Annotated in this window: 18 protein-coding genes; 10 read left to right on the top strand and 8 right to left on the bottom strand. The window is 64.7% G+C overall.

What is annotated here, in order from left to right; all coding sequences use genetic code 11:
- The first annotated feature begins 16 nt into the window (after nucleotides 1–16).
- The 3 genes from CSAL_RS05750 (at nucleotide 17) to CSAL_RS05740 (ending at nucleotide 2,648) form a co-directional block, all read left to right on the top strand.
- On the top strand, nucleotides 17–781 hold the full coding sequence (locus CSAL_RS05750; RefSeq protein WP_011506431.1) for a glucose 1-dehydrogenase: 765 nt from the start codon (nucleotides 17–19) through the stop codon (nucleotides 779–781).
- 362 nt (nucleotides 782–1,143) lie between these two features.
- The gene (locus CSAL_RS05745) at nucleotides 1,144–2,157 is read left to right on the top strand and encodes a serine hydrolase domain-containing protein (protein WP_011506430.1); all 1,014 of its coding nucleotides are present in this window, start codon (nucleotides 1,144–1,146) and stop codon (nucleotides 2,155–2,157) included.
- Between the two features lie 59 nt (nucleotides 2,158–2,216).
- Nucleotides 2,217–2,648, top strand: a complete 432-nt coding sequence (locus tag CSAL_RS05740) for a GFA family protein (RefSeq protein WP_011506429.1) — start codon at nucleotides 2,217–2,219, stop codon at nucleotides 2,646–2,648.
- A gap of 55 nt (nucleotides 2,649–2,703) precedes the next feature.
- Here CSAL_RS05740 and CSAL_RS05735 read toward each other — a convergent pair whose 3' ends face one another.
- Both CSAL_RS05735 and aptA read right to left on the bottom strand, forming a co-directional pair.
- Complete coding sequence (locus CSAL_RS05735; protein ID WP_011506428.1) at nucleotides 2,704–4,194, bottom strand: CoA-acylating methylmalonate-semialdehyde dehydrogenase; 1,491 nt, start codon at nucleotides 4,192–4,194, stop codon at nucleotides 2,704–2,706.
- A gap of 184 nt (nucleotides 4,195–4,378) precedes the next feature.
- The gene (aptA, locus tag CSAL_RS05730) at nucleotides 4,379–5,722 is read right to left on the bottom strand and encodes an omega-aminotransferase AptA (protein ID WP_011506427.1); all 1,344 of its coding nucleotides are present in this window, start codon (nucleotides 5,720–5,722) and stop codon (nucleotides 4,379–4,381) included.
- Nucleotides 5,723–5,891: 169 nt separating this feature from the next.
- Between aptA and CSAL_RS05725 the strand changes: the two genes are divergently transcribed.
- On the top strand, nucleotides 5,892–6,833 hold the full coding sequence (locus CSAL_RS05725; protein WP_043558034.1) for a LysR family transcriptional regulator: 942 nt from the start codon (nucleotides 5,892–5,894) through the stop codon (nucleotides 6,831–6,833).
- On the opposite strand, the gene CSAL_RS05720 is transcribed toward CSAL_RS05725, so the two are convergent.
- Nucleotides 6,817–7,755: a DMT family transporter gene (locus tag CSAL_RS05720; RefSeq protein ID WP_011506425.1), complete on the bottom strand. Its 939-nt coding sequence runs from the start codon at nucleotides 7,753–7,755 to the stop codon at nucleotides 6,817–6,819. The genes CSAL_RS05725 and CSAL_RS05720 overlap by 17 nt on opposite strands.
- A 97-nt stretch (nucleotides 7,756–7,852) precedes the next feature.
- On the opposite strand from CSAL_RS05720, the gene CSAL_RS05715 reads away from it, so the two are divergent.
- A complete protein-coding gene (locus CSAL_RS05715; RefSeq protein WP_011506424.1) occupies nucleotides 7,853–8,788 on the top strand; it encodes a LysR substrate-binding domain-containing protein in 936 nt (311 codons plus the stop codon).
- 222 nt (nucleotides 8,789–9,010) lie between these two features.
- On the top strand, nucleotides 9,011–10,540 hold the full coding sequence (locus tag CSAL_RS05710; protein ID WP_011506423.1) for a C69 family dipeptidase: 1,530 nt from the start codon (nucleotides 9,011–9,013) through the stop codon (nucleotides 10,538–10,540).
- Nucleotides 10,541–10,645: 105 nt separating this feature from the next.
- Here the strand turns inward: CSAL_RS05710 and cobA are convergent, their stop codons facing one another.
- Nucleotides 10,646–11,446, bottom strand: a complete 801-nt coding sequence (gene cobA / locus CSAL_RS05705) for a uroporphyrinogen-III C-methyltransferase (RefSeq protein ID WP_011506422.1) — start codon at nucleotides 11,444–11,446, stop codon at nucleotides 10,646–10,648.
- A 61-nt stretch (nucleotides 11,447–11,507) separates the two neighbouring features.
- On the bottom strand, nucleotides 11,508–14,195 hold the full coding sequence (locus tag CSAL_RS05700; RefSeq protein ID WP_011506421.1) for a nitrate reductase: 2,688 nt from the start codon (nucleotides 14,193–14,195) through the stop codon (nucleotides 11,508–11,510).
- Between the two features lie 590 nt (nucleotides 14,196–14,785).
- On the opposite strand from CSAL_RS05700, the gene CSAL_RS05695 reads away from it, so the two are divergent.
- The 3 genes from CSAL_RS05695 to nirD all read left to right on the top strand — a co-directional run bounded on the left by CSAL_RS05695 (nucleotide 14,786) and on the right by nirD (nucleotide 19,246).
- A complete protein-coding gene (locus tag CSAL_RS05695) occupies nucleotides 14,786–16,030 on the top strand; it encodes an NAD(P)/FAD-dependent oxidoreductase (RefSeq protein WP_011506420.1) in 1,245 nt (414 codons plus the stop codon).
- A gap of 118 nt (nucleotides 16,031–16,148) precedes the next feature.
- On the top strand, nucleotides 16,149–18,674 hold the full coding sequence (gene nirB / locus CSAL_RS05690; RefSeq protein ID WP_011506419.1) for a nitrite reductase large subunit NirB: 2,526 nt from the start codon (nucleotides 16,149–16,151) through the stop codon (nucleotides 18,672–18,674).
- Between the two features lie 203 nt (nucleotides 18,675–18,877).
- A complete protein-coding gene (gene nirD, locus CSAL_RS05685) occupies nucleotides 18,878–19,246 on the top strand; it encodes a nitrite reductase small subunit NirD (RefSeq protein ID WP_011506418.1) in 369 nt (122 codons plus the stop codon).
- A gap of 54 nt (nucleotides 19,247–19,300) precedes the next feature.
- On the opposite strand, the gene iadA is transcribed toward nirD, so the two are convergent.
- The 3 genes from iadA to CSAL_RS05670 are packed head-to-tail and all read right to left on the bottom strand — an operon-like array spanning nucleotide 19,301 to nucleotide 23,969.
- Nucleotides 19,301–20,482 (bottom strand): beta-aspartyl-peptidase, encoded by a 1,182-nt coding sequence (iadA, locus tag CSAL_RS05680; protein WP_011506417.1) that lies wholly within the window; start codon nucleotides 20,480–20,482, stop codon nucleotides 19,301–19,303.
- Complete coding sequence (gene cphA, locus CSAL_RS05675; protein WP_011506416.1) at nucleotides 20,479–23,118, bottom strand: cyanophycin synthetase; 2,640 nt, start codon at nucleotides 23,116–23,118, stop codon at nucleotides 20,479–20,481. The genes iadA and cphA overlap by 4 nt, the downstream gene beginning before the upstream one ends.
- On the bottom strand, nucleotides 23,115–23,969 hold the full coding sequence (locus tag CSAL_RS05670) for a cyanophycinase (protein WP_011506415.1): 855 nt from the start codon (nucleotides 23,967–23,969) through the stop codon (nucleotides 23,115–23,117). The genes cphA and CSAL_RS05670 overlap by 4 nt, the downstream gene beginning before the upstream one ends.
- Nucleotides 23,970–24,316: 347 nt before the next feature.
- Here CSAL_RS05670 and CSAL_RS05665 point away from each other — a divergent pair, with 347 nt between their 5' ends.
- Nucleotides 24,317–25,618, top strand: coding sequence for an ATP-grasp domain-containing protein (locus tag CSAL_RS05665; protein WP_011506414.1), 1,302 nt, complete (start codon nucleotides 24,317–24,319; stop codon nucleotides 25,616–25,618).
- Nucleotides 25,619–25,692: the final 74 nt, after the last annotated feature.

Here is a 25,692-nt window from a genome sequence, read left to right as displayed (position 1 = left end):
AAGGAGATGACACGTGATGACGCTATTCGATCTCACCGGCAAGACGGCCCTGATCACCGGTTCATCCGGCGGCCTCGGGTATGCCATGGCCAAGGGCCTGGCGGAAGCCGGCGCGCGCGTGATCGTGCACGGACGCAACACCGAGAAGCTCGAGCAGGCCCGGCAGGCCCTGGCCGAGGCGCGGCACGACGTGCTCGTCACCTCGTTCGATGTCACCGACGAGGCCGCCATCGAGAGGGCGCTCGCCGACCTCGACGCCCAGGGCATCGACATCGACATCCTGGTCAACAATGCCGGTATCCAGCTGCGCAAACCGCTCGTCGAGACATCCCACGAGGAATGGCAGAAGGTGCTCGACACCAACCTGAGCAGTACCTTCCTGATGGGACGCCACGTGGCCAGGCGGATGATCGCTCGCGGTCAGGGCGGCAAGGTCGTCAATATCGGCTCGCTGATGAGCTCGGTGGCCCGTCCGACGGTCGGTGCCTATACCGCCGCCAAGGGAGGCGTGCGCCTGATCACGCAGTCGATGGCCGCGGAATGGGCCGAGCACGGCATTCAAGCCAACGCCATCGGCCCCGGCTACATGATCACCGAAATGACCCAGCCCCTCGTCGACAAGCCCGAGTTCAACGACTGGATCATCAATCGGACGCCCGCGCGCCGCTGGGGCACGCCGGACGACCTGGTCGGCACCGTGGTCTATCTCGCCGCTCCCGCCTCGAATTTCGTCAACGGCCAGATCATCTATGTCGACGGCGGTCTGCTCTCGGTGATTTAGGCCGCAACGCCCTTCCATGGTGCAACGGGACGGGCATTTTGCCCGTCCTGGGGCACGACGTCCCCCGTTTCAGCACGTCACAGCACGCCTTTCCTGCCCGCCAGGCCGCCTAACGAGCTGTATTTAAAGAGAATTAACAAACATGGCACGCCCTTCGCTAATCAAAAGGTACGAAGCACGGCCCATGCCTCAGGGCGAACGCTTCAACCTTTTTCAACGTCGCTGATGACAGCGATGAACCGAGTGAGCTGGCGTGCTCCCCTAGTCCCCTTCTTGGGGACTTTTTTTTGCACCGCATACGTTGGGGGTATTGCTCGGCATCGGCCACACTATTGCTTTATCTGCAATGGGAGGCTTGCCGCATGCTATCCCGATTCATGCATCCTTGGCGCCTGCCGGTTCTTGCCCTCGCCTTCGCCGGCATGACACCGCATGCCATGGCGGTCATCGATCGTCCGGCCCTGGAGGACGCCGCGCAACGGCTCGGCAACTTGCCGCGCACGCATACCCTGCTCATCGCCGTCGACGGCGAAACTCTCGTCGCCCGTGGCTGGCGCGGCCACTCCCCCGACGACATCGCCAACATCAAGTCGCTCTCCAAGACACTCATCTCGGCTTTGGTGGGCGCCGCTATCGCACGTGACGTCATCCAGGGCGTCGACCAGCCGATCACCGAGCTGCTGGATGGCCGGGTGCCTCGTGACGCCGATCCTCGTGTCCAGGACATCGAAGTCGGCCACCTGCTGTCGATGCAGGCCGGACTCGAGCGCACCTCCGGCGCCAACTACGGTGGCTGGGTGGCCAGCGACGACTGGGTCGGCAATGCCTTGTCGCGCCCCTTCGTCGCCGATCCCGGCGGTCGCATGCTGTATTCGACCGGCAACAGCCATCTGCTGTCGGCCGCGCTGACCGACGCCAGTGGCCGCGATACGCTCTCGTTGATGCGCGAGTGGCTGGGATCCCCCCTAGGGATCGAGATACCGCCCTGGACGCGTGATCCGCAAGGCATCTATTTCGGAGGCAACGAAATGGGGCTCACGCCACGCGCCTTGTTGAAGATCGGCGAGCTCTACCGGCAGCAGGGCATGCATGACGGCCAGCGCGTGTTGCCCGCCTCGTGGATCGAACGTTCCTGGCAGCCACGTACTCGCTCGCACTTCAATCAGGACGACTACGGCTATGGCTGGTTCATGACCGACCTCGCCGAGACCCCGGTCTACTATGGTTGGGGGTATGGCGGGCAACTGCTCTTCGTGGTGCCGGAGCATGACGCCACCCTTGTCATGACCAGCGACCCCACGCCGCCCTCCAACGGCAGCGATTACTTGAATCGCGTCAAGGCGGCCGTCGCCGATGCCATCGAGGCCATTGACTGACTCCCCCATTCCTGACGACATTGCCGGTCTTCATCGACCCTCACCAGAAGGAGCCCACCATGTCAGTATCCCAAGAGAGCCGAGGCACCTGCCTGTGCGGCGCCGTCAGCATTCGTGTCACGCTCGAGCGTCATGACGTGAGCATTTGCCACTGCCGCATGTGCCAGACCTGGAGTGGCGGGCCGATGTTCGCCGTCGAAAGCGACGCGCCCATGACCCTCGAGGGCGAGGAAAACGTCGGTGTCTACGCTTCCTCGGACTGGGCCGAGCGCGGCTTCTGCCGCCAGTGCGGCACGCACCTTTTCTATCGTCTCACCCAGGGGCAGCACTACGCCTTTCCCGTGGGTTTGCTGGATGCCGGCGAACCCTGGGCCATCGCCCAGCAGATTTTCATCGACGAAAAACCGAGCTTCTACGATTTCGCCAACGACACTCCGTGCCTGACCGGCGACGAGGTTTTCGCGCAATTCGCGGGCAGTGCCGGCAGCTAGGCACTGCTGCTAGCCAAGGAAGCGATGGCCCCGTTTGAAGCGGGGCCATCGAGCGTCAGGAAGGAAAGGAGAACTGTGCGCCCTCTCGGACGCCGGCAGACGGCCAGCGCTGGGTCACGGTCTTGCGCTTGGTGTAAAAACGCACGGCGTCGGGCCCGTAGGCGGCCAGGTCGCCGAACAGCGAGCGCTTCCAGCCGCCGAAGCTGTGATAGGACACCGGCACCGGCAGCGGCACGTTGATGCCGACCATGCCCACCTGGATACGATCGCTGAAGTAACGTGCCGCCTCGCCGTCACGGGTGTAGATGCAGGTGCCGTTGCCATATTCGTGGTCGTCGATCAGCCGCATGGCCTCTTCCATTGTGCCGACACGCACCACCAACAGCACCGGCCCGAAGATCTCCTCGAGATAGCAGGTCATGTCGGGCGTGACGCGGTCGATCAGCGTCCCACCGACATAAAAGCCATGCTCGTGCCCCGGTACCTGGATACGGCGACCATCGACCACGATATCGGCGCCCTGCTGCTCGGCGCTGTCGATGTGACCGCAGACTTTTTCCTGATGGGCCTTGGTGATCACCGGGCCGAAGTCATTGTCGGCGTCATGGAAGGGGCCGACCTTCAGGGTCTTCATCTGCGTCTGCATCTTGGCGATCAACGCGTCGGCGGTCTCGTCGCCCACGGCCACCGCCACCGACAGCGCCATGCAACGTTCCCCCGAGGAGCCGAAGGCAGCTCCGTTCAGGGAATTGACCACGTTGTCCATGTCGGCGTCGGGCATCACGATGGCGTGGTTCTTGGCGCCGCCGAGGGCCTGGCAGCGCTTGCCGTTGGCACTGGCGCGCTGATAGATGGTTTCGGCGATCGGCGTGGAACCGACGAAGCTCACGGCCTTCACGCGGTCGTCGTCGAGCAGGGTATCGACCGCCTCCTTGTCGCCGTTGACCACGTTCAGCACGCCGGCGGGCAGGCCCGCTTCAAGGGCCAGTTCGGCGATGTAGAGCGCCGAGGTCGGGTCGCGCTCGGAGGGCTTGAGCACGAAGGTGTTGCCGCAGGCGATGGCCATGGGATACATCCACAGCGGCACCATGGCCGGGAAGTTGAACGGCGTGATGCCGGTCACCACGCCCAGCGGCTGGAACTCGCTCCAGGAGTCGATGCCGGGCCCGGTGTTCTTGCTGTACTCGCCCTTGAGCAGCTCCGGCACGCCACAGGCGTATTCCACGTTCTCGATGCCGCGCTGCAGTTCGCCCTTGGCGTCATGGACGATCTTGCCGTGCTCCTGGCCGATCAGCCGGGCAATCTCGTCGGCGTTCTGCTCCAGCAACTGCTTGAAGTTGAACATCACCCGCGCCCGCTTGGCGGGCGGCGTGTCGCGCCAGGCCGGAAAGGCGGCCTGGGCGGCGGCGATGGCGTCCTCGACGGTGGCCTTGCTGGCCAGGCTCACCTGGCCGCCGACCTCACCGGTGGAGGGATTGAAGATGTCCTGGGTGCGTCCTTCTCCGGCGACGCGTGAGCCGTTGATCAGATGGCCGAGTGTGGTCATGTATCACCTCTTGAATGCAACCGTAAGAGAAATGCTTGAGTGCCGGCGTTCCGATGCGCTTTCCGTGGACAAGTCTTCGCGAGGGCGCTGTAGACCCTTCCCTGGGCGCTACATCCGTCATCCATGACGGATGACCCTCGCTGCGCCTTGTCCCCGGCGCGCATCTCGACAGGCGTCGTCTGATTTATTCCAGTTCGCCGATGGCGTCACCCAGCCCATTGACGAGGCGATCGATCTCCTCGCGCTCGACGATGAACGGCAGGCCGAGCTGGATGGTGTCGCCGCCATAGCGCACGTAGAAACCTTTTTCCCAGCACTTCATGGCGATCTCGAAAGGACGCCGCCCCGGCTCGCCGGGATACGGTTCGATCTGCAGGGCGCCGGCGAGGCCGTAATTGCGGATGTCGCTGATGTAGCGCGTCCCCTTGAGAGAATGCAGCGCACTTTCGAAGATCGGCGCCATTTCTTTGACTCGCTCGATGAGGCGGTCGTTCTCGAGCACGTCCAGCGCGGCCAGGGCGGCGGCACAGGCCACCGGGTGCCCCGAATAGGTATAGCCGTGGGGCAGCTCGAGCATGTAGTCGGGGCCGCCCTGCTCCATGAAGGTCCGATAGATCTCGCCCTGCACGATTACCGCGCCCATGGGCACCGCCCCATTGGTCAACTGCTTGGCGACATTGAGCAGATCCGGTACCACGCCGAACTCCTCGGCCCCGGTCATCGATCCCATGCGCCCGAAGCCGGTGATGACCTCGTCGAAGATGAGCAGGATGTCGTGCTGGTCGCAGATCTCGCGCAGGCGCTTGAGATAGCCTTTGGGCGGCGGAATCACCCCGGCGGAGCCGGCCAGCGGCTCGACGATCACCGCCGCGATGTTGGAGGCATCATGCAGCGCGATCAGCTCCAGCAACTCGTCAGCGCGCTCGGCCCCCCGCGCGGGCATGCCCTGGGTGAAGGCGTTTTCCTTCAACAGGGTATGGGGCAGATGATCGGCATCCACGCCCTGGCCGAACACGGTGCGATTGGCACCGATTCCCCCCAGGCTGAAGCCGCCGAAGTTGACGCCGTGATATCCCTTGGCACGTCCGATCAGCTTGGTCTTGCTCGGCTTGCCCTTCTTGCGCCAGTAGGCACGCGCTATCTTCAGCGAGGTATCGGCACTCTCCGAGCCCGAGCCGGTGAAGAACACGTGATCGAGGCCCTGAGGCGTCAATTCCCGCAGACGATGGGCCAGCTCGAAGGCCTTGGGGTGGCCATACTGGAAGGCCGGCGAGTAGTCCAGCTCGCCGAGCTGACGACTGACCGCCTCGGTGATCTCGGGGCGGCAATGCCCCGCGCCGCAGGTCCACAGCCCCGAGAGCGCATCGAAGACTTGGCGACCCTGGGCATCGGTAAGGTAGCTGCCCTTGGCGCCCACGATGAGGCGTGGATCGCGCTTGAATTGCCGATTGCCGGTATACGGCATCCAGTAGGCGTCCAGCTGCTCCGGGCTCAAACCCGCCATGGGGGGAAACTCGCGATCCGACATGTCTTCTCCTGCCGATAGGCGGTGATGAATGGTGCTACCGAAAAAGCTAGGCGGGACGGCGGATAAGTTAAATCCAGAAATACTGAATCTCGTTCAAGTCACCGATTAACTTTACGGGCCGGCAGGGCTATCCTCGCAGGTGTCCGTCGTCGAGATGAGGAATCCCGCCATGCCTTCCCGCAGCGAGACCCTGATGGGGCAGCCGAGCGATGCCGACCTGCGCCTGCTGAGGATCTACCGCAAGGTCGTGGAGTGCGGCGGGTTCTCCGCCGCCGAAGTGGAACTCAACATCAGCCGTGCGGCGATCAGCATGGCGATGAATGACCTGGAGACACGGCTCGGCCTGCGGCTCTGCCAGCGAGGACGCGGCGGCTTCGCCCTCACCGACGAGGGCGCCGAGGTCTACGATGCCACCCTCCAGCTGCAGACGGCCGTGGCGGGGTTCCGGACACGCGTCAATGGCCTGCATGCCCGTCTCAAGGGCGAGCTCAGCATCGGCATCACCGATAACCTGGTGACCATGCCCGAGATGTATATCACCGATGCCCTCAGCGCACTCAAGGCGCGGGGACCCGAGGTGCGCATCAATATCCGCATGATTCCGCCCAGCGACATCGAACTGGGCGTGCTGGACGGTCGCTTGCATACCGGCGTGATCCCGGCACTCAAGACATTGCCGGGGCTTGCGTATCTGCCGCTCTACGAGGAAGCGTCGCGGCTCTACTGCGCCGCCGACCATCCGCTCTTCGACGTCGAGGACGTGGACGAGGAGCGACTCGCGATACATGACGCCGTGGTGCCCGCCTACGCCCAGACGCCGGAGGTCAAGGCGTGTCATGCTCCGCTCAAGGCCGCCGCATCGGCGACCGACCGCGAAGGCATCGCCTTCTTGATCCTGTCCGGCCGCTATATCGGCTACTTGCCGACCCACTATGCCGAGCGCTGGGTGCGCGACGGCCGCATGCGTGCCTTGAACCCCGAACGCTGGCATTACCTGACCCACTACAGCGCCATCACTCGCAAGGGCGCGCCGCCCAACCTGGTAGTGGAAAGCTACCTCGAGGAACTGGGTCGCCTGACCCGGGCCTCTGCCATCACGCCTGGCGACTGACCAGCACGATCCCCAGCAGAATCGCCGCCCCGCCGAGCAGGAAGTTCCAGCTCAAGGGCTCGTCCAGCAAGGCGGCGCCGAAGAGCACTCCGAAGATCGGTGACAGGAACGACAAGACACCCAGTTGCGAGGCCCAGTAACGGCGCAGCAGGGCGAACCACAACAGCAGGGCACCGAACGAGATGACCAGCGTCTGGAAGGTCATGCTGGCCACGGCCATGCCGCTGGGCGTGGCCTGCTGCCAATCGCCCAGCCATAGGGTGATGGGCAACAACAGCGCGCCCGCCGTCAGGAGTTGGTACGTCAGCGTCTGCACGGGGGGCGCCTCGGAAAGCGAGGAGCGACGCACCACCAGGGTGGTGGCGGCCCATGACAACCCCGCCAGCAATCCCAGGGCGTCGCCCAGGAGAATGTCGCCGGCCGGCGCCCCGGGTGCGGCCGAGGGCGCCATGGCGACCAGCATGCCCGCGAATGCCACGCCGATCCCCCACCATTGGTGCCGCGCCAGCTGTTCGCCCGGCACCCACAGATGCAGTCCCAGGGCGGCGAACACCGGCGCCGTGTACAGAAACACCGACATGTGCGACGCCAGGGTGTAGTTGAGCCCCCAGGCGACGAAACCGAACTCCCCCGCAAAGCCCAGGCCGACGAGAATGCCTGCACCCAGCCGACCGCGAAACGCCGCCAGGCCGATGCCCTGAATGCGCGCGACGACCAGCACCAGCAACCCCGCCAGCAACGAACGCAACGCGACCTGGCTCAAGGGCGTGATATCGTCGGCCACGGCCTTGATGGCCACCTGCTGCAATCCCAGCACCAGACAAAACCCGGTCATCGCGATGCCGGCAGGCATATCCAGGCCGCGTCGCAAGCGCGGCGACGCCGGCCTTCCCGCGACAGCCTCCGAAGTCGACTCCGTCATGATCGCATCCTCCATTGAATCGAGACTCAGTGGAGCATTTGCCGCGCCGCGATCCAAACGATTAATCTGCAGTCTCAGGCTCAGGAAAACTCAACTCATGACGCTCGAACGACTTCCCCTCAATGCCCTGCGCGCCTTCGTCGAGGCCGCGCGCGAGGGCAGTTTCAAAACCGCGGCGGCACGCTTGAACGTCACGCCGGGAGCGATCAGCCGTCAGGTCAAGCAGCTCGAGACGCGGCTGGGCATCGTGCTGTTCGAGCGTCACTCGCACGGCGTCAGCGTCACACAAGCGGGCCGGCAGTTGGCGCACGATGTCGATGCCGGGCTCGAGCGCATCGCCGCCGGCGTGAGCGCCGCCAGCGAACGCGCACGGGACGTTGGCACGCTGCGCGTGAGCGCGCCGCCTTCGTTCGCTCAGGTCTGGTTGTTGCCACGCCTGGCCGATTTCGAGGCGCGACAAGGTCAGCTGGACATCACCCTCGACGCCAACCAAGCGATCATCTCTCCCTCGTGGCAGCACGGCAGCGCACGCCTGGCCATCCGCTACGGGCGCGGCCCCTGGGCCGGCGTCGACAGCCACCGCCTGTTCGACGACAAGCTGTTCCCGGTCTGCGCGCCCGCGTTGCTGGAGCGCTCTCCCATCGCAACGCCGGCCGACCTGCTTGCCCATCCCTTGCTCGACGTGGTCTGGGAATCCCGCCAGAACGTCGCGTTCCCCGGCTGGCGCGACTGGTTCGACGCCGCCGGGCTACCCGACCGGACACTGCCGATTCAGCAGCGCTTCTCTCTCTACGGCCTGGCCCTGGACCAAGCGATCGCCGGGCGCGGCGTGATGCTCGCCAACCCCGCCGTCGTCGCCGACCGCCTCGCCAGCGGCGTCCTGGTACGCCCCTTCGGGGATCGTCACGTGATCGACTCGCCCTTTACCTACGACCTGATCCTGCCGAGCACCGGTCACGCGCCCCCCGCGGTACGAGGCTTCATCGACTGGCTGCTCGGCGAAGCAGCCAGGTTTCGAGACGCAACCAGATAGAGACTCAAATTCGGCAGACTAGCTGCTCGCACCCTCTGGTCGATAGCTTACTTTTCTCCAATTCCCATCAACGTCGCAGTGCTCTTGCAGCAAGATATATGCTACTTACGCTCTAATTCATAACGCCATGTTATCAAATATCCCATGTAAACATTGATGATGTTATCTATAGCCAATAGACTGCTAACCACCCATTCATAAGGGATCATCAAGGAAAATCATATGAAACGACAAACACTCGCCACAGTATTGGCCTTAACGGTATTTGGCACCTGCACGTCCGCGTGGGCGAGTCATGCGTTCTATGTTGGCAAGAATCTAACGGAAAGCGGCAATGTGCTGGTGGGCGGCACCGGGGAAGAGGTATCGAGCCATTGGCTGGAAATCGTGCCTGCCGCTGACCATGAGCCCGGGGAGACGATCGACGTTGGGGTGACCGAAGCCGCATGGATCCCCGGCGAACTGATCGAAATCCCTCAAGTCGAGCATACCTATCGCTACCTCTCGATGTCTTATTCAGACTATGAGGGCTTCCCGGCGCCGCTGACCAATGGCGGTGTCAATGAGCACCAAGTGGCGGTACGCGATGTATGGGCCACGGGCCGCGAGGAGCTTATCGATGCCACCGAGACGCCACAAAAGGGCGTTCAGTACAGCGACCTAGCCCGTCTGGTATTGGAAAGGGCCAAAACCGCACGTGAAGGGGTCAAGCTGATTGGCGAACTGATCGATGAGTATGGCTATGCCACCTACGGCGGCAATACCCATTTGATTGCCGATCCCGATGAGGCCTGGGTGGTCTGGGAACTGCCCGGTAGCCAGGGACTTTGGGCCGCCGAACGCTTGGGGCCAGATGATGTACGGGTGTTGTATCCCGGTTATATCGAAGATTTCCCACAGGATTTCCAGAACGACTCCAACTATATGGGATCTGATAATCTCGTTTCCTACGCGGAGGATAAAGGCTGGTTCGACGCGCAGGGCGATGAGTCTTTCAATATCTTCGACGTCTATGGACGTCAGGACACTCAAGCGCGTACCGGCGGCTACAAGTACATGAGCCAGGCGGAGCTGGAGAAAGCCACGCGTGACATGGCGCCGGTCTCCGAGCAGGACATGATTACGCGGGTACGGGATCATCGGATCTCCGACGATGAAGCTGGTTATGGTCAGGTAGTCTCGCTGGAACAAGGACGTGATCCCGACATGGTGCGTATTTGGGTGGCACCGACTGGCTCGGTTGCTGCGCCTTACATCCCATGGTGGCTAGGCGTGCAGAAAGTTCCTGCTTCCTTCGCGCAGCATCGCTACCTTACCAAGGGGGCAGGATCCCACTTCCTCAATCCCGATTATGCCATGCAGGAAGCAAGCGACTTCGCGGGTCGTCGCTTCAAGCAGGTCATGTACTACATGTGCGAAGACCCGGAAACCTTCCGCCCCACCGTGCAGCGTATGCTAAAGGGATTCGAGCAGGAGAGTTTCGATGACATCCAATGGGTCGAGGAATCCGCACGTACGCTCATCGAACAAGGCAAGCGCGAGCAGGCCCAGTCATTGTTGACGTTCTATTCCTATACCCGCGCCAGCGATGCCATGAACTTGGGAGATACCTTGGTGGATAGCCTGACGGCTTATAGCCAACTGGTAACGGGTGAGCGTCTCCCCAAAGGCGAACATATCAACGACCAGGGCGGGGAGACCGTAAACTACTTGGTAGGTGCCGATCCTGACAAGCCCCAATCAGCACAATAAGTAAAGCTTTTCTCTCGTCGTGCGGCCGCCTTTCGAGGCGGCCATTTTTCGTTTAGGCATCAAGCGATAGTGCCTACATGCAGACAGCTGGCCTCTGATCGCATCTTATGCCGTGGCCGCCTCACGACACTGCACCACGTCGGCCATCGTGACCACGCTGCCCACGACGATCAGGCACGGTGAGGGCAGCGGCGTGGCGGCGAGCCTTTCGGGCATGTCGTCGAGGGTGCCGACCAGGGTTTGCTGTTCGGGCAGCGAGGCATTGGCGGCAAGCATGATCGGCCAGTCGCCGGGCAGGCCGGCGTCGCGCAATCCGCGACAGATCGCGTCGACCCTGGAAAGCCCCATGTAGAACACCAGCGTCTCGTCACGCCGCGCCAGGTCGTGCCAGTTCGGCTCGCCACCTTCGCGGCAGTGCTGGGCGGTCACCAGGCGCAACTGCTGTGCATGGGCGCGGTCGGTGAGCGGCATGCCGAGGGTGGCGGCGGCGGCGGAGGCCGCCGTGATGCCGGGGACGACCTCCGTGGGCAGGCCGGCCTCGCCGAGAATTGCGAGTTCCTCGCCCATGCGACCGAAAATCCCGGGGTCGCCGCCCTTCAGACGCACGACCGACTTCCCTTCCCGCGCCAGCCGAGCCAGCAAGGCGCCGATCTCGGCCTGTGGCACGCTGTGATGCCCGCGGGCCTTGCCGACGTAATAGCGTTCGCGCGACGGAGGAATCATGGCCAGGATATCGTCGCCGACCAGACGGTCATAGACGATGACATCAGCCTGCGTGAGCAGTCGCCAGGCACGCAGGGTCAGCAGATCGGCGTGACCGGCACCGGCGCCCACCAGATACACATGGCCCGGCTGCACCGCCGGCGCCACATGCGTGGCGGGTGTCTCCCGGCACATCGTGGCCATGCCATTCCCCGGCCGGTGGGTCATGCGTCCCAGCCAGGCGCTCCAGGAAGCGACGCGACCCTCAGGCCGTTTCCAGCGTGTCAGCAGCGCGAGCATGGGTCACCTCCTCTTCGAGCAATGACTTGAGTTCGGGAATGCAGGAGCCGCACTGCGTCCCGCAGGCCAGACGCGCGCCGAGCGCATCGACACTCGCATCGCCACGCCGAATGGCCTCGCGAATCGTCTTGGCGCCGACCTGGTGACAACTGCACACCACCGGGCCCGTATCGGCCTGCCCCGAGGCGCTGCCCGCCAGGACGCGGCGACGCTGTTCGTCGGTCAGCGCGGCGTCGCCGAACCGCGCATCGAGCCAGGCCAGCCCCGGCAGTTCACTGGGCGGCCCGACCATCAGCCACCACACCAGACGCCCATCGCGAAGCCCCGCGGCCCGCAGGCGGCCGCCGGTCGCGTCCTCGCACCACAGCGTCGCCTCGACGCCGAACCGCGCGGCGCACCAGGCCAGCCAGTCGCGCGACGTGGTGCTGGCGATCTGCCAGCGCTGGGCGTGATTCAGCGGCATTCGCACCCAGTAGGCATCGTCGCTCTGAAGGGGGGCTCGAGTGCACGTCGGCGCCAGCAGGAGCGTCGCCTCCTCGGCCACGTCGAGCGGCTCGCAGGCCACCGCGCCGTGCTTGGTCTCCGGCTGCCCCGAGAGCGGATCGGTCAGCGGCGCGAACAGCGTGCCGACACGCCCGGCCCCGGTGAACTGGGCGTTCCAGTGGATGGGAATGAAGACATCGCCACGCCGCTGCGACGTGGCGACACGCACCCGTACCCGGGCTTCGCCCCAACGGTTGAAGACCCGCGCCAGTCCCCCGTCGACGAGGGCGTGCGCCCGGGCATCCTGCGGGTGGATATCGACATAGGGTTCGGCGCGATGGTTGAGCAGGCGCGGCGCGCGCGCGGTACGCGTCATGGTATGCCACTGATCGCGCACGCGACCGCTGTTGAGGCATAGCGGGTAGCGAGCCTCCACCGCCTGTTCGGGCAGCGCCGGGCGCACCGGCACCAGTCGCGCCAGACCGTCCGGGGTGGCGAAGCGCCCCGTCTCGAACAACCGGGCGGTGCCCTGCGGCGCCTCGGCGGTCACCGGCCACTGCAGCGGCACCAGCGCGTCATAGGCGTTACGGTCCAGATCACTCAGGGCGGAAATATCGAACAGACGCGGTATTCCGCCAGCGTGGTTGCCATATCCCGAGAGTCGCGCGTGCTCGACAAAGATATCGCGAGGATGGCGATACTCGAACGCTTCTTCATACCCCAGATACTTGGCGACCTGGGCGATGATCCACCAGTCGTGGCGCGCCTCACCGGGCGGCGGCAGCATGCCGCGCTGACGCGAGATACGCCGCTCGGAATTGGTGACGGTGCCGTCCTTTTCCGACCAGGAGGTGGCCGGCAGCACGATGTCGGCATAGGCCAGGGTGTCGGTATCCGCCATGCATTCGGAGACGATCACCAACGGGCAGGCCGCCAGCGCACGCTTGACCTGATCCGCGTCGGGCAAGCTGACCACCGGGTTGGTGGCCATGATCCACAGCGCCCGGATCTCGCCGCGCTCCACCGCCGCGAACAGCTCGACGGCCTTCAGGCCCGGCTCCTCGGGCAGGTGGGGCGCATCCCAGAACGCCTTGACCAGCGCCTGAGCCCCCGGCGTGTGGTAGTCCATGTGTGCCGCCAGTTGATTGGCCAATCCGCCCACCTCGCGACCGCCCATGGCGTTGGGCTGACCGGTGATCGAGAACGGCCCCGCTCCCGGCAGTCCCAGCTTGCCGCCCGCCAGATGGCAATTGATGATGGCATTGCACTTGTCGGTGCCGCTGGTGGACTGGTTGATGCCCTGGGAGTAGAGGGTGACCACGTGCAATTGCGATGCGAACCAGTAATAGAAGGTTTCCAGCGCCTCGGCGTCCACGTCGCATGCCTCGGCGAGCGCGGCAAGCGAGGTGTCTTCCGCGCGTGCTGCCGCCAGTGCCTCCTCGACGCCCCGGGTGTGGCGCCTCAGATAACGTGTATCGTGCCTGCCCTTGTCGGCCATGAAGGCCAGCAGTCCATTGAAGAGCCGTGCATCGCTGCCGGGGGCGATGGGCAGATACAGATCGGCAATCTCGCAGGTGTCGGTCACCCGGGGATCGATCACCACCACGCGCATCAACGGGTTGCGCTGCTTGGCGGTACGCAGACGCTGGAAGAGCACCGGATGGTTCCACGCCAGGTTGCTGCCCACCAGCACCACCAGCTCGGCCTCTTCCAGGTCCTCGTAATTGCACGGCACGGCATCGGCGCCGAAGGCGCGCTTGTAGCCCGCCACCGCGGACGCCATGCAGAGCCGCGAGTTGGTATCCAGATGCGGTGAGCCCAAAAAGCCCTTGAACAGCTTGTTGGCAGCGTAATAGTCCTCGGTGAGCAACTGGCCGGAGAGATAGCCGGCAATCGCCTGGCCGCCATGTTCATCGCGCACCGCCGCCAGGCGTGTCGCCACCTGATCGAGCGCATCGTCCCAGCTCACCTCGCGCCCATCGACGCGGGGCGCGAGCAGACGCCCGCGGTCACCCAGCGTTTCATGCAACGCCGAGCCCTTCACGCATAGCCGACCGTAATTGGCGGGATGCGCCCGGTCACCTTCGACGCCCGTCATGACGCCGTTCTCGATGGTTGCCGCGACGCCGCAACCAACGCCGCAATAGGGGCAGGTCGTGTGCTGCTGCATGCTGTCTCGCCCTCCACCTGCAAACGCAAAAGGCCCGACCCCGCGGAAACGGGATCAGGCCTCTTTGCCTGGTTGGGCGGCGCGTGGGCCGCCCGCCATGATGAATTGCGTCTCGCCGCCGTTGGCGTTCTCGGCGCACCGTGGCCGAAAAATGACGTACCCCATTCAAGCAAGCACGACGCCAACCCATCGTTTGCGCCATCAAAACAAGCCCTTATGCCGCAAGGCATGACGACGATCCAGCGCTCGGGGTGCAAACGGCACCAGACTGGTGCAGGCATCGGCGTTCCCGCACAGCCATCGTTCACGCCGGCTGCCTTCCTGCCTCGCCGGAGCCAACCGATATTTCGTAACCGACTGAATAAAAAGCCTTGTCTGGTGACTGGCACGCCCCTGGCATGACATCGGACAAGGCGGGTCAACGTCGACCCCTCGGGCACGAGACAGGCATGCGTCTCGCGCCGGCCGGAGCCGACACAGGGCTCGCGACAACACGATTCTCTTCAGGCAAAGGCGCCTGGCATCCGGTTTCCCCGCCGGGTGTCAGGCGCTTTTGCGTTTCTGCTTCACACTGTCAGGGAGGCAGGGAAATGAGTACATACGACGAACATCTGGTGATCGTCGGCAACGGCATGGCCGGGCACCGGTTGCTCGAGACCGTGCTGGCGCACCCTCACCGCCCGCGCCATATCACGATTCTCGGCGACGAGCCGGCAACGGCCTACAACCGTATCCTGCTCTCGCCCTGGCTGGCCGGCGACATGGACCGCGAGGCCCTGACGCTGCGCCACAACGACTGGTATGCCGCGCAGGGCGTTTCGCTGATCGCCGGCGAGCGCGTCACCGCCATCGACCGGCAGTGCCGGACATTGACCACCGACCAGGGGCGCCGACTCGCCTACGACCGGCTGGTACTCGCCACCGGATCGCGCGCCGCACGCCCCGCGGTACCGGGCAGCGACCTCGACGGCATCCACGCCTTCCGTGATCTGGAGGACGGCGAGCGGCTGGCCAGCCTGGCCGACGCGGGCGGCCGCGCCGTGGTCATCGGTGGCGGCCTGCTCGGCCTGGAGGCCGCCGAAGGCATGCGCAAGCGCGGCATGACGGTCAGCGTCGTGCACCGCGCAATGCACCTGATGAATCGCCAACTCGACCCCACCGCCGCCGACATGCTCGCCACCGAGCTGCGCGCCCGAGGCCTCGAGATCCACACCGGCGCCGATCTCGCGGCCTATGCCCCGGATGCCGACGGCCAGCGCGCCACCGGCGTCGTCCTGAGCGACGGGACCACGCTCGCAGCCGACTGCGTCGTCGCGGCAATCGGCATCGTGCCCAACACCACACTCGCCGAACGCGCCGGTCTGGCGACCGCCCGCGGCATCCAGGTCGATGCCTTCATGACCACGTCCGATCCGAACATTTCGGCGCTCGGCGAATGCTGCGAGTTCGAGGGCACCACCTACGGTCTCGTCGAACCCATCTGGCGCCAGGCCGAGGTCCTCGCCGCCCGGCTATGCGGCGAAACGCCCGCGCCTTATCGCGAACGCCCCTGCGCCACCAAGCTCAAGGTCAGCGGTATCTCGCTGTACGCCTTCGGCCCGATCGCGCCCACCTCGGCACACGAGGTGCTGACCTACCACGATCCGCAGCACGGCGACTACCGCCGCCTGCTGCTGCGTGACGGGGTCATCGACGGCGCGGTGCTGTACGGCGACACCGGCGACGGGCCCTGGTACTTCCAGTGCGCCCTGGCCGGCGACGATCTGAGCGCCTGTCGCCAGGCCCTGCTGTTTGGTGCCAGCGACGCCAGGCCACTTCTCGAGGAGGTCGCCTAGCGGCGCCCCAGCCCCCGTTTCATGAGCGCCGGGGCTGGCCGGCGCGAAGGTCATCCGTCTTGGCGCCGACCCTCGGGCCGTCTCTATTCATCGCCGGAGTGCGACAGGAGTACTTATCATGAGCAAGCAACGACTGATCATCATCGGCAACGGCATGGTCGGCCACCACCTGGTCGAGCAGCTCATCGCATGCGGTGCGCCCCGCGACTACGCCATCACCGTGTTCGGCGAGGAACGTCACATCGCCTATGACCGGGTCCACCTGTCCGAGTACTTCAGCGGACGCGATGCCGACTCGCTGGCGCTTGCCAGCGCCGACGACTACGCCGCGCACGGCATCGACCTGCGCCTGCACGACACGGTGACCGCCATCGACCGCGACGCCAACGAGGTCGTCACCGAGTCCGACCGTCATCCCTATGACCGCCTGGTCCTGGCGACCGGCTCCTACCCGTTCGTGCCGCCGATTCCCGGCAACGACCGCGAGAAATGCCTGGTCTATCGCACCCTGGACGACCTCGACGCCATTCGCGAGGCCGCCGAGGATGCCACCACCGGCGTGGTCGTCGGTGGCGGGCTGCTGGGGCTGGAGGCCGCCAATGCCCTGCGCGGTCTGAACCTGGATACCGCCGTGGTCGAGTTCGCGCCCCGTCTGATGCCCATGCAGGTGGACGCCGAAGGCGGCGCGTTGCTGCGCGAGAAGATCGAAGCCCTGGGCGTGCAGGTACTCACCGATCGCGCCACGCAGCGCATCGAGGCCGGCGAGACGAGCTTTCACCGCATGGTCTTCCAAGACGACAAGATGCTGGAAACCGATCTCATCGTGTTCTCCGCCGGCATCCGGCCTCGCGATCAACTGGCGCGAGACTGCGCCCTGGAAATCGGCGAGCGCGGTGGCGTGGTCATCGACGACCGCTGCCTGACCAGCGACCCCGCGATCCTCGCCGTCGGCGAGGTCGCATTGTGGAATCAAAGCATCTTCGGGCTGGTCGCGCCGGGCTATCAGATGGCGAAAGTCGCCGCCGCCACGCTGACCGAGGGCGATGCGACCTTCACCGGCGCCGACATGAGCACCAAGCTCAAGCTGCTGGGCGTGGATGTCGGCGCCATCGGCGATGCTCATGGCGATCGCACACCGGGCGCGCGCACCTTCCGCTACCTCGACGAGCTCAAGCAGGAGTACCGCAAGCTGGTGGTCTCCAGCGACGGCAAGAAGCTGCTGGGTGCCATGCTGGTGGGCGACAACGCCACCTACGACACCCTGATGCAGTACTACGCCAACGGGCTGGCATTGCCCGACGACCCCGCTTCGTTGATCCTGCCATCCAGCGAAGGTGCGCCGACGCTGGGACCGGATGCCCTGCCGGACACCGCCACCCTGTGCTCGTGCCACAACGTCACCAAGGGGGACGTCTGCGCGACGCTCGACGCCGGCGCCCTGGATCTGGCCAGCGTCAAAGACGAGACCAGGGCCAGCACCGGCTGCGGCGGCTGCGCGGCGCTGCTCAAGAGTGTCGTCGACCACGAGCTGGCGGCCCGCGGGGTCGAGGTCGACCAGTCGATCTGCGAGCACTTCGCGCATACCCGCCAGGAGCTCTACTCCCTCGTTCGTGTGGAGGGCATCAAGACCTTCAGCGAACTGCTCGAAAAACACGGCACGACCGCCGGTCACGGCCTCGGCTCTTCATCAGCCCCGAAGCTTGGCTGCGATATCTGCAAGCCCGCCGTGGCCTCGATCCTGGCGGCCTGCTTCAACGAGCCGATCACCGACGCCGCCCACGTGCCGTTGCAGGACACCAACGACACCTTCATGGCCAACATGCAGAAGAACGGCACCTACTCCGTGGTGCCCCGCATCCCCGGCGGCGAGATCACGCCCGAGAAGCTGATCGTGCTGGGCGAAGTCGGCAAAAAATACGGCCTCTACACCAAGATCACCGGCGGACAGCGCGTCGACCTGTTCGGCGCCCAGCTGCATCAGCTCCCCGACATCTGGGGCGAACTGATCGAGGCCGGCTTCGAGACCGGCCACGCCTACGGCAAGGCCACGCGTACCGTGAAGTCCTGCGTGGGCAGCACCTGGTGCCGCTATGGCGTGCAGGACAGCGTGGGCATGGCGATCCGGCTCGAGGAACGCTACAAGGGGCTGCGCTCGCCGCACAAGCTCAAGTTCGCCGTCTCCGGCTGTACCCGCGAGTGCGCCGAGGCGCAAAGCAAGGATGTCGGCGTGATTGCCACCGAACACGGCTGGAACCTCTACGTGTGCGGCAACGGCGGCATGCGTCCGCGTCATGCCGAGCTGTTCGCCACCGATCTCGACGACGAGCAGTTGATCCGCACCATCGACCGCTTCCTGATGTTCTACATCCGCACCGCCGACCGTCTGCAACGCACCTCGGTGTGGCGCGAGAACCTCGAAGGGGGACTCGACTATCTCAAGGACGTGGTGCTCGACGACAGTCTCGGCCTCGGCGACGAGCTGGAGGCACAAATGCAACACGTCATCGACACCTACGAGTGCGAATGGGCCAACACCCTCTCCAATCCGGAGAAGCTCAAGCGCTTTCGCACCTTCGTCAATGACAGCCGCCCCGATCCGGACATCATTGCCACCGAGGAGCGCGGCCAGCTCCGGCCGGCCTGAACGACCGAGCCGCTCTCATGGCAGCGCAACCCCTGCTCATCAGGGGTACCGAGGCGGGCCGTAGAGGAGATCCGACGCCAGAGATGGCGTCGGTAGTGCCCAGGAAAGGGTTCACGACGCCTCCTCGATGGCCCGGCCCCGGGAGCGATCGACGGCACCAGGCCCCAGCTATCACGCTCTCCGAACGCACGAGGAAATGACCCATGTCTACCGCAACCGCAATTCCCCCAACCCCGACCCGGACCTGGCAGACGCTGTGTGCGAGGGACGATCTGGTGGCCCATTCCGGCGTGGCCGCCTGGCTGGAAGGCACCGACACGCAAGTCGCGCTTCTGTACCTGCCCGGCCGGACGCCCGAGATCTACGCCGTGGACAACCACGATCCGTTCTCCAACGCCAACGTGATCGCCCGCGGCATCGTCGGCGACATAAAGGGCGAGCCGGTCATCGCCTCGCCGCTCTACAAGCAGCACTTCCGCTTGAACGACGGCGTCTGCGTCGAGGACGAAAGCGTCCACCTGCGCACCTGGGAGGTCAAGATCGACGGCGATCGGGTCATGATCAGGGTCTGAGCGTCGAGCAAGGACCGCCGACGCGAAAGCCTCGTCGGCGGCCCGGCGACCTGCTCACCGCGCGGTCTCGTGATGGTCGACGGCGCCGTACAGACAGCGCCCCGCGACGAACGTGCGCTGGGGCTGCAGGGCCTTGTCGAGCAGCGTGATGTCGGCATCGCTGCCCACCGCCAGGCGGCCCTTGTCGGCCAGCCCCAGCACGCGCGCGACATTGCCGGCGAGCAGCCCCAGCGCCGATTCGAGCGGCAGCACCCGGGCATGGACCAATCGGCGCCAATCCGCGATCAACGTGGTATTGCGCGCCACCTGCATGCCCACGTAGGCGCCATCGGCATCGAATTCCGGCAGGCTGCCATTGCAGTCCGAACTCAGGGTGATGCGTGCCGGCGACACGCCACGCGCCAGCAGGCGCGACACCGCATCGAACGCGGAAAGCCCGTCGCCGGCATCCTCGAACGCGGTGACGTCCACGCTGGCATCGAATGCCAGCGCATACTCCGCCGCCTCCTCGAGCAGCTCGGCACGACGATTGACGTGGGTGGGGATCACTTGATCCGCCGGAATCTCGGTCTCCGTCAGCAAGCGCCGCAGAGGCTCCAGGCCCCGCTTGCCGTCGCCGAGATGGAAATGACAGATGCCCCGCTTGCCGGCCAGCATGGCGCCGACCCGCGCGTCGCTCACCAGCCGTTCGAGCTCGTCCTGGCGCGGCTGGCTAGAGCGGTGATCCGAAATGGCGATTTCGCCCACCCCGATGACCTCGGGAATCCAGGCCAGGTCGCGCTGGATATCGCCGGTGAGGGTCGGCGCCGGCACTCGATACGCGCCCGTGTACATGTAGGCGGCCAGCCCGTCGGCCGCCAGTCCTCGCACCGCGGCCAGCAGGTCGGCCGGCGAGCGGCTGATGCTGTCGGTCCCCAGCACGCCCACCACCGTGCCGATGCCCATCGCCACGATGTCGCGGGTGGTGATCGGCGGGCAGCGGGTGCCGCAACCGCCTTCGCCACCGCCCCCGGTGACATGCACGTGCTGATCGATGAAGGCGGGCACGGCGATCAGGTGGCGCGCGTCCACCACCTGGACCGGCCAGCCCTGGGGAACGGCGAGCCCCTGTCCCAGGGCGACGATCCGTCCGCCCGCCATGAGAATGTCGGTGGCCGCCAGCCGTTCGGGGGCGAACACCTCAGCCACGCGCAACAAGGTCATGGGCGCGGCCTGACGCGCCTTGCCGGACATCATGGGCGATCTCCCGGCGTGTCGTGCGTTGCATGGGACGGCAGGAAGCGGCGGCCACGCAGACGTTCGAGAACACCCTCGACATCGTCGACCAGCAATACCAGCAGGTCGCCCTCGTGGGCTTCATCGAGCGCCTTGGCGGCGGCCTGGGACTCCTGCATGATCGTCTCGACCCGGCAGGTGCCGGACACCGACATCGCCCCCTGGCGCAGCAGATCGACGGTTTCTCCCTCCGGGCGGCCACGCGGCGCGGTCTCGCACAGAAACACTACGTCATGCATGCTGGCGAGTTGCGCCCCCAGGCTGAACAAGTCCTCGTCGCGGCGATTGCCCGGCGCGCTGGCCACGCACAGTCGACGCTGGGCCGGAATGCGGTTGACCAGTTCGCTCAAGGCCTCGAGGGCCGGCACGTTGTGCCCGTAGTCGATCAGCACCTTCATACCGCCGGCATCGATCAGGTTGGTGCGTCCGGGATTCTGCCCCGGCGTCGGATGGAAGGTCTGCAGACCACGTTGTATGTCGGCAATGCCCAGCCCCAGGGCATGCGCCGCCGCGCTGGCGGCGAGGGCGTTGGCGACATTGAAGCTGGCCAGTCCCTCGAAGGTGATGGGCGCGTTGGCCACGGGAATGATCTCGGCTTCGACGTGGCCTTGGCGCATCACGATATGGTCGCGGTGCACGGTGAAGGCGACTCCGTGGTCGCGCACGTGCGCCCGCACGGTCGGCGACTCCGGGTCCAGGGTGAAGAAGATGACATCGCCCCGCGCCCATTCCCGACTCGCCAGCACGCGCGGATCGTCGGCGTTGAGCACGGCCGTGCCCGACTTGCCGACGGCATCGATCACCACGCTCTTGCAGCGTGCCAGTTCATCGAGGGTATGAATGTCGCTCTCCCCCAGATGGTCGCTGGCGATATTCAGCAGCACGCCGACATGACATTCATCGAAGCCCAGGCCGCGACGCATGATCCCGCCACGGGCCACTTCGAGCACGGCGTACTCGACGGTGGGCTCGCGCAGGACGATCGACGCCGCCTGGGGCCCGCTGTAATCCCCACGCAGGATGACATGGTTGTCGATCTCGATGGCGCCCGTGCAGGCCATGCCCACGCTGCGCCCCGCCTGCCGCAGCAAGTGCGAGATCAGGCGCACCGTGGTGGTCTTGCCGTTGGTGCCGGTGACCGCCACGATGGGAATGCGTCCGTCGTCCTCGCTGTCCGGGAACAGCATGTCGACCACGTGCGCCCCGACATCACGGCCGGTGCCATGGGTCGGCGAAAGGTGCATGCGAAAGCCCGGCCCGGCGTTGACTTCGACCACTGCGGCCGACTGTTCCTCCAGCGGACGCGTCAACGTCTCGGCGAGCAGATCGATGCCGATGATATCGAGCCCCACCAAGCGCGCGATGCGCTCCGCCATGTACGTCACCTCGGGGTGGACATCCTCGGTGACATCCGTCGCCGTTCCCCCGGTGCTCAGGTTTGCCGTGGGCTTGAGATAGACGACCGCCTCATCGTCGATGATGCTGTCCAGCGTCAGATTCTGCTGCGCCAGCAACCGGTGCGTCTGTTCGTCGACATGGATCTGCGTCAGCAGGTTTTCGTGACCGACGCCGCGACGCGGATCGCGGTTCTCGGCGTCGATCAACGCCTGCAACGTTGCCCGGCCGTTGCCGATCACATGGGCCGGACGTCGCCGGGCCGCGGCCACGAGCTTGCCATCGATCACCAAAAGGCGATGATCCTCGCCGCGGACATACTGCTCCACGATGACCGCCTCGTTGTGCCTGGCGGCCGCCGCGAAAGCATTGGCCAGGGCCGCCTCGTCCTCGACATCCGTGCTGACGCCGCGCCCGTGATTGCCGATCAAGGGTTTGACGACGACCGGATAGCCGACCTCTCTCGCCGTCTCGCTCGCCTCGTCGAGCGAATGGCACACGTAACCACGCGGCACGGGAATGCCCGCCTCCTCGAGGATTCGCTTGGTCCAGTCCTTGTCGTGGGCGATGCCATGTCCGATCAGGTTGGTGCGACAGGTCACCGTCGCCTGGAAGCGTTGCTGGCGATGCCCATGTCCGAGCTGTCCATAGCTGCTTTCCGCGTCGAGGCGCATGAAGGGAATGCCCCGACGCTGCGCGGCCGCCACGATCGAGGCCGTCGACGGCCCCAGCACGTGCGCGTCGCGTACATCCTTGAGCCGCGTGACGATGGCCTCGATATCGATGTCGTCACCGGCGAACAGTCGCGTGACGAGCTCGACGGCCTCAACGCCCGCCGCAAGCCCGCAGGCCTCGTCGCGATAGCGGTAGACGACGTTGTAGATACCCGGCTCGTAGGAGTCGACCGTCTTGCCATAACCGACCGAGAAACCGATCAGGTTCTGCAGTTCGATCGCCACGTGCTCGACGACATGGCCGGCCCAGGTGCCGCGCGCGAGGCGTTCCAGAAAACCGCCGGGACGCCCCACCGAACACCGATGCTCCTGCAGCGTCGGCAAGAGCCCGGTCAAGCGCTCGACGATGCCGGGCACTTGATCGCTCGGTCGCGTTTCCAGCGCCTCGATGTCCAGACGCATGAAGATCGCCTGATAACGACTGTAATAGTTCGGCCCTCGCAACGCGCGATGCTCGAGAATCTTCATTCTTGGCGCCTCCTTGCCAATACCGCTTCGAGTTCCTCGGCCACCAGATAGCGCCGAGCATCGACGTCATAGCCATGCCCGCTGACCATGGCGTGCAGAATCATGTTCTCGACGGCGACCGGGGCGCCCATCTCCAGTTCCGCGATATTGGAGCTTGCGAGATCCCGGCTGTCGATGATGATCACATGCCCTGGCCCGATGGTTTCGAGAATGCGGTCGGGGTGAATGATGACGGCGGCGTCCTCGCCCAGGCCGACACCTAGCTGCTCGGGGTTGCTGGCCCCTACCTCCATGAGACGCGTGAAGCGACCACGCTCGAGAAAGTGACTATCGATGACCATGCCGCGAACGAAGCCGAGCCCGAAGGTCATGTTCACCGCCCCCTTGCGCAGGGCATCCGACGCCGCGCCGTTGTAGATCATGGTGCTGGGCATCGCCGCCGCCCCCGCGCTGGTCCCCGCTACCACGGCCCCGGCCCGCAAGCGCTCACGAACCGCACGCAGCGTGGCGGAGCCCCCCAGTACCGTGGTCAGGCGCAACTGATCGCCGCCGGTGAAGAAGATCACCCCGCTGCGCTGGATCAAGCGCACGACCTCGGCCTCGGCGGCTTGCTGGCGGTCCTGGATGTCCAGTGCATGGACCTGGCTGGCCCCCAGGCGCTTGAAGGCGGCTTCATAACTGGGCAGGAGCTGGTCGGGGATGCTGCTCGCCGTCGCGATGACAGAGACTTCATGACTATCCTCGGGCGCGAGTTCGAAGACCCGCTTGAGAATGGCCAATTCCGAGGTCTTATCCTCGGCACCGCCAATGGCCACGATATGGCCGCGTACCGTCGAAGGTCTTGATGTCATGTTTCCCTCGTCGCCCAGCGACGCTTTTAAGGAATGACTGAATCATCACCTTGTGCATTAGGCAACGTCGTATCGTGCGGCAGCTGCCCCAGACACTTCACTTATAACAGCCCCCTCTCGTCCCTGCCAGATAAGTAACAGGCTTTCGTAACGGTGATCACGATCATGTGAAGCAATGATTTTTTTGGTATCTCATATTTTCTTGCTGCACAGCGTCGATAACCCGCTATTCTTCAGTCATCGGCAACCCCGCCTCCGGATTTTCAGGCCGCGAATGCCGTCTTAAAAAAATGATAACGATCTCGACGTCAGGGAAGGAAAGCGCCGTTTTTCGCCAGGAGGCGACCATGAGCGATCGCAATATTTTCGTAGTCGGGTTGGACGAGCTGAACAGAGCGCGACTGGAACATCTACATGGAGCCGAGCACTACCGGTTCCACGGCGTCATTGAACCGTCGGAGGTTTACGATACCGAGATCTTTCCCATCGAAGACATGGTCTCACGGGCCGAGGCGAAACTGAGCGCCTTCGGCGAGCCGATCGATGCCATCGTCGGTTACATGGACTTTCCCGTCTCGACCATGCTCCCGCTGCTCTGCAAGCGCTTCGGCACGCGCTCCACGAGCCTCGAGAGCCTGCTCAAGTGCGAACACAAGTACTGGAGCCGACTCGTCCAGCGCGAGGTCATCGGCGACTATATTCCCCGCTTCACCGCCTTCGATCCCTTCGACCCTCAGGCGCTTCATCACATAGGCGAAGAGGGGCTTTATTTTCCGTTTTTCGTCAAACCCATCAAATCGTCGGGGTCACGGCTAGGCTTTCGCATCGAGAGCCCCGAAGACTTCGAACATGCCGTATCACGATTACAGGAAGACATCGGAACGATCTCCGAACCCTTCAACTTCGTTATGGAGCACGCCAACCTTCCCGATGAAGTGCGCGCCATCGATGGCGGTCACTGCATGGCGGAAGAAATCATTGGTGGCTGGCAGTGCACGGTGGAAGGCTATGTTTTTCAGGGAGAAGTCGTACCCTACGGTATCGTCGACTCGATTCGTTATCCGCAGGTGCTAAGCTTTTTCCATTATCGATATCCCTCGCGACTTCCCGATCATATTCAGGAAAAGATGCGAGAATTGACACGCCTTGTCATGGCCCATATCGGCTATGACGATGCTGCCTTCAATATCGAATATTTCTGGGATGAAGTTCAGGACCGTATCTGGCTGCTGGAGATCAATACGCGCATCGCACAGTCGCATTGCGACCTCTTCGAGAAGGTCGACGGGGTCAGCCACCAGCAGGTGACGGTGGACCTGGCCCTGGGCAACATGCCCGACATGCCCTATCGCCAGGGAGCCTTCAAGGTGGCGGCGAAATTCTTCTATCGCGTGTTCTTCGTCGACGCCACCGTCACTCGCGTCCCCAGCATGGAAGAGATCGACGCCCTGCAGCAGGCCTTTCCCGGCACCGTGATCGCCCTGCAGGTCGACGTCGGCATGCGCTTGTCCTCTCTCCCCGAGCAGGATAGCTACAGCTTCGCCCTGGCGTATGTCTGGATGGGCGCGGACGACGACGCCTCGCTGGAAGCCAACTACGCACGGCTCGCCGAGCAACTGCATTTCGAGTTCGAAGACATCGTGGGCTAGGCCCGTCCGGCTTCCGACGACGTCGGGCCACGGGCGGCCGCTCCAATTCGTGACACGCCAGGGAGTACCGTTTC

Origin of the sequence: Chromohalobacter israelensis DSM 3043 (genome assembly GCF_000055785.1) — a bacterium.
Lineage (GTDB): Bacteria > Pseudomonadota > Gammaproteobacteria > Pseudomonadales > Halomonadaceae > Chromohalobacter > Chromohalobacter israelensis.
This window is presented reverse-complemented; position numbering and strand designations above follow the sequence as displayed.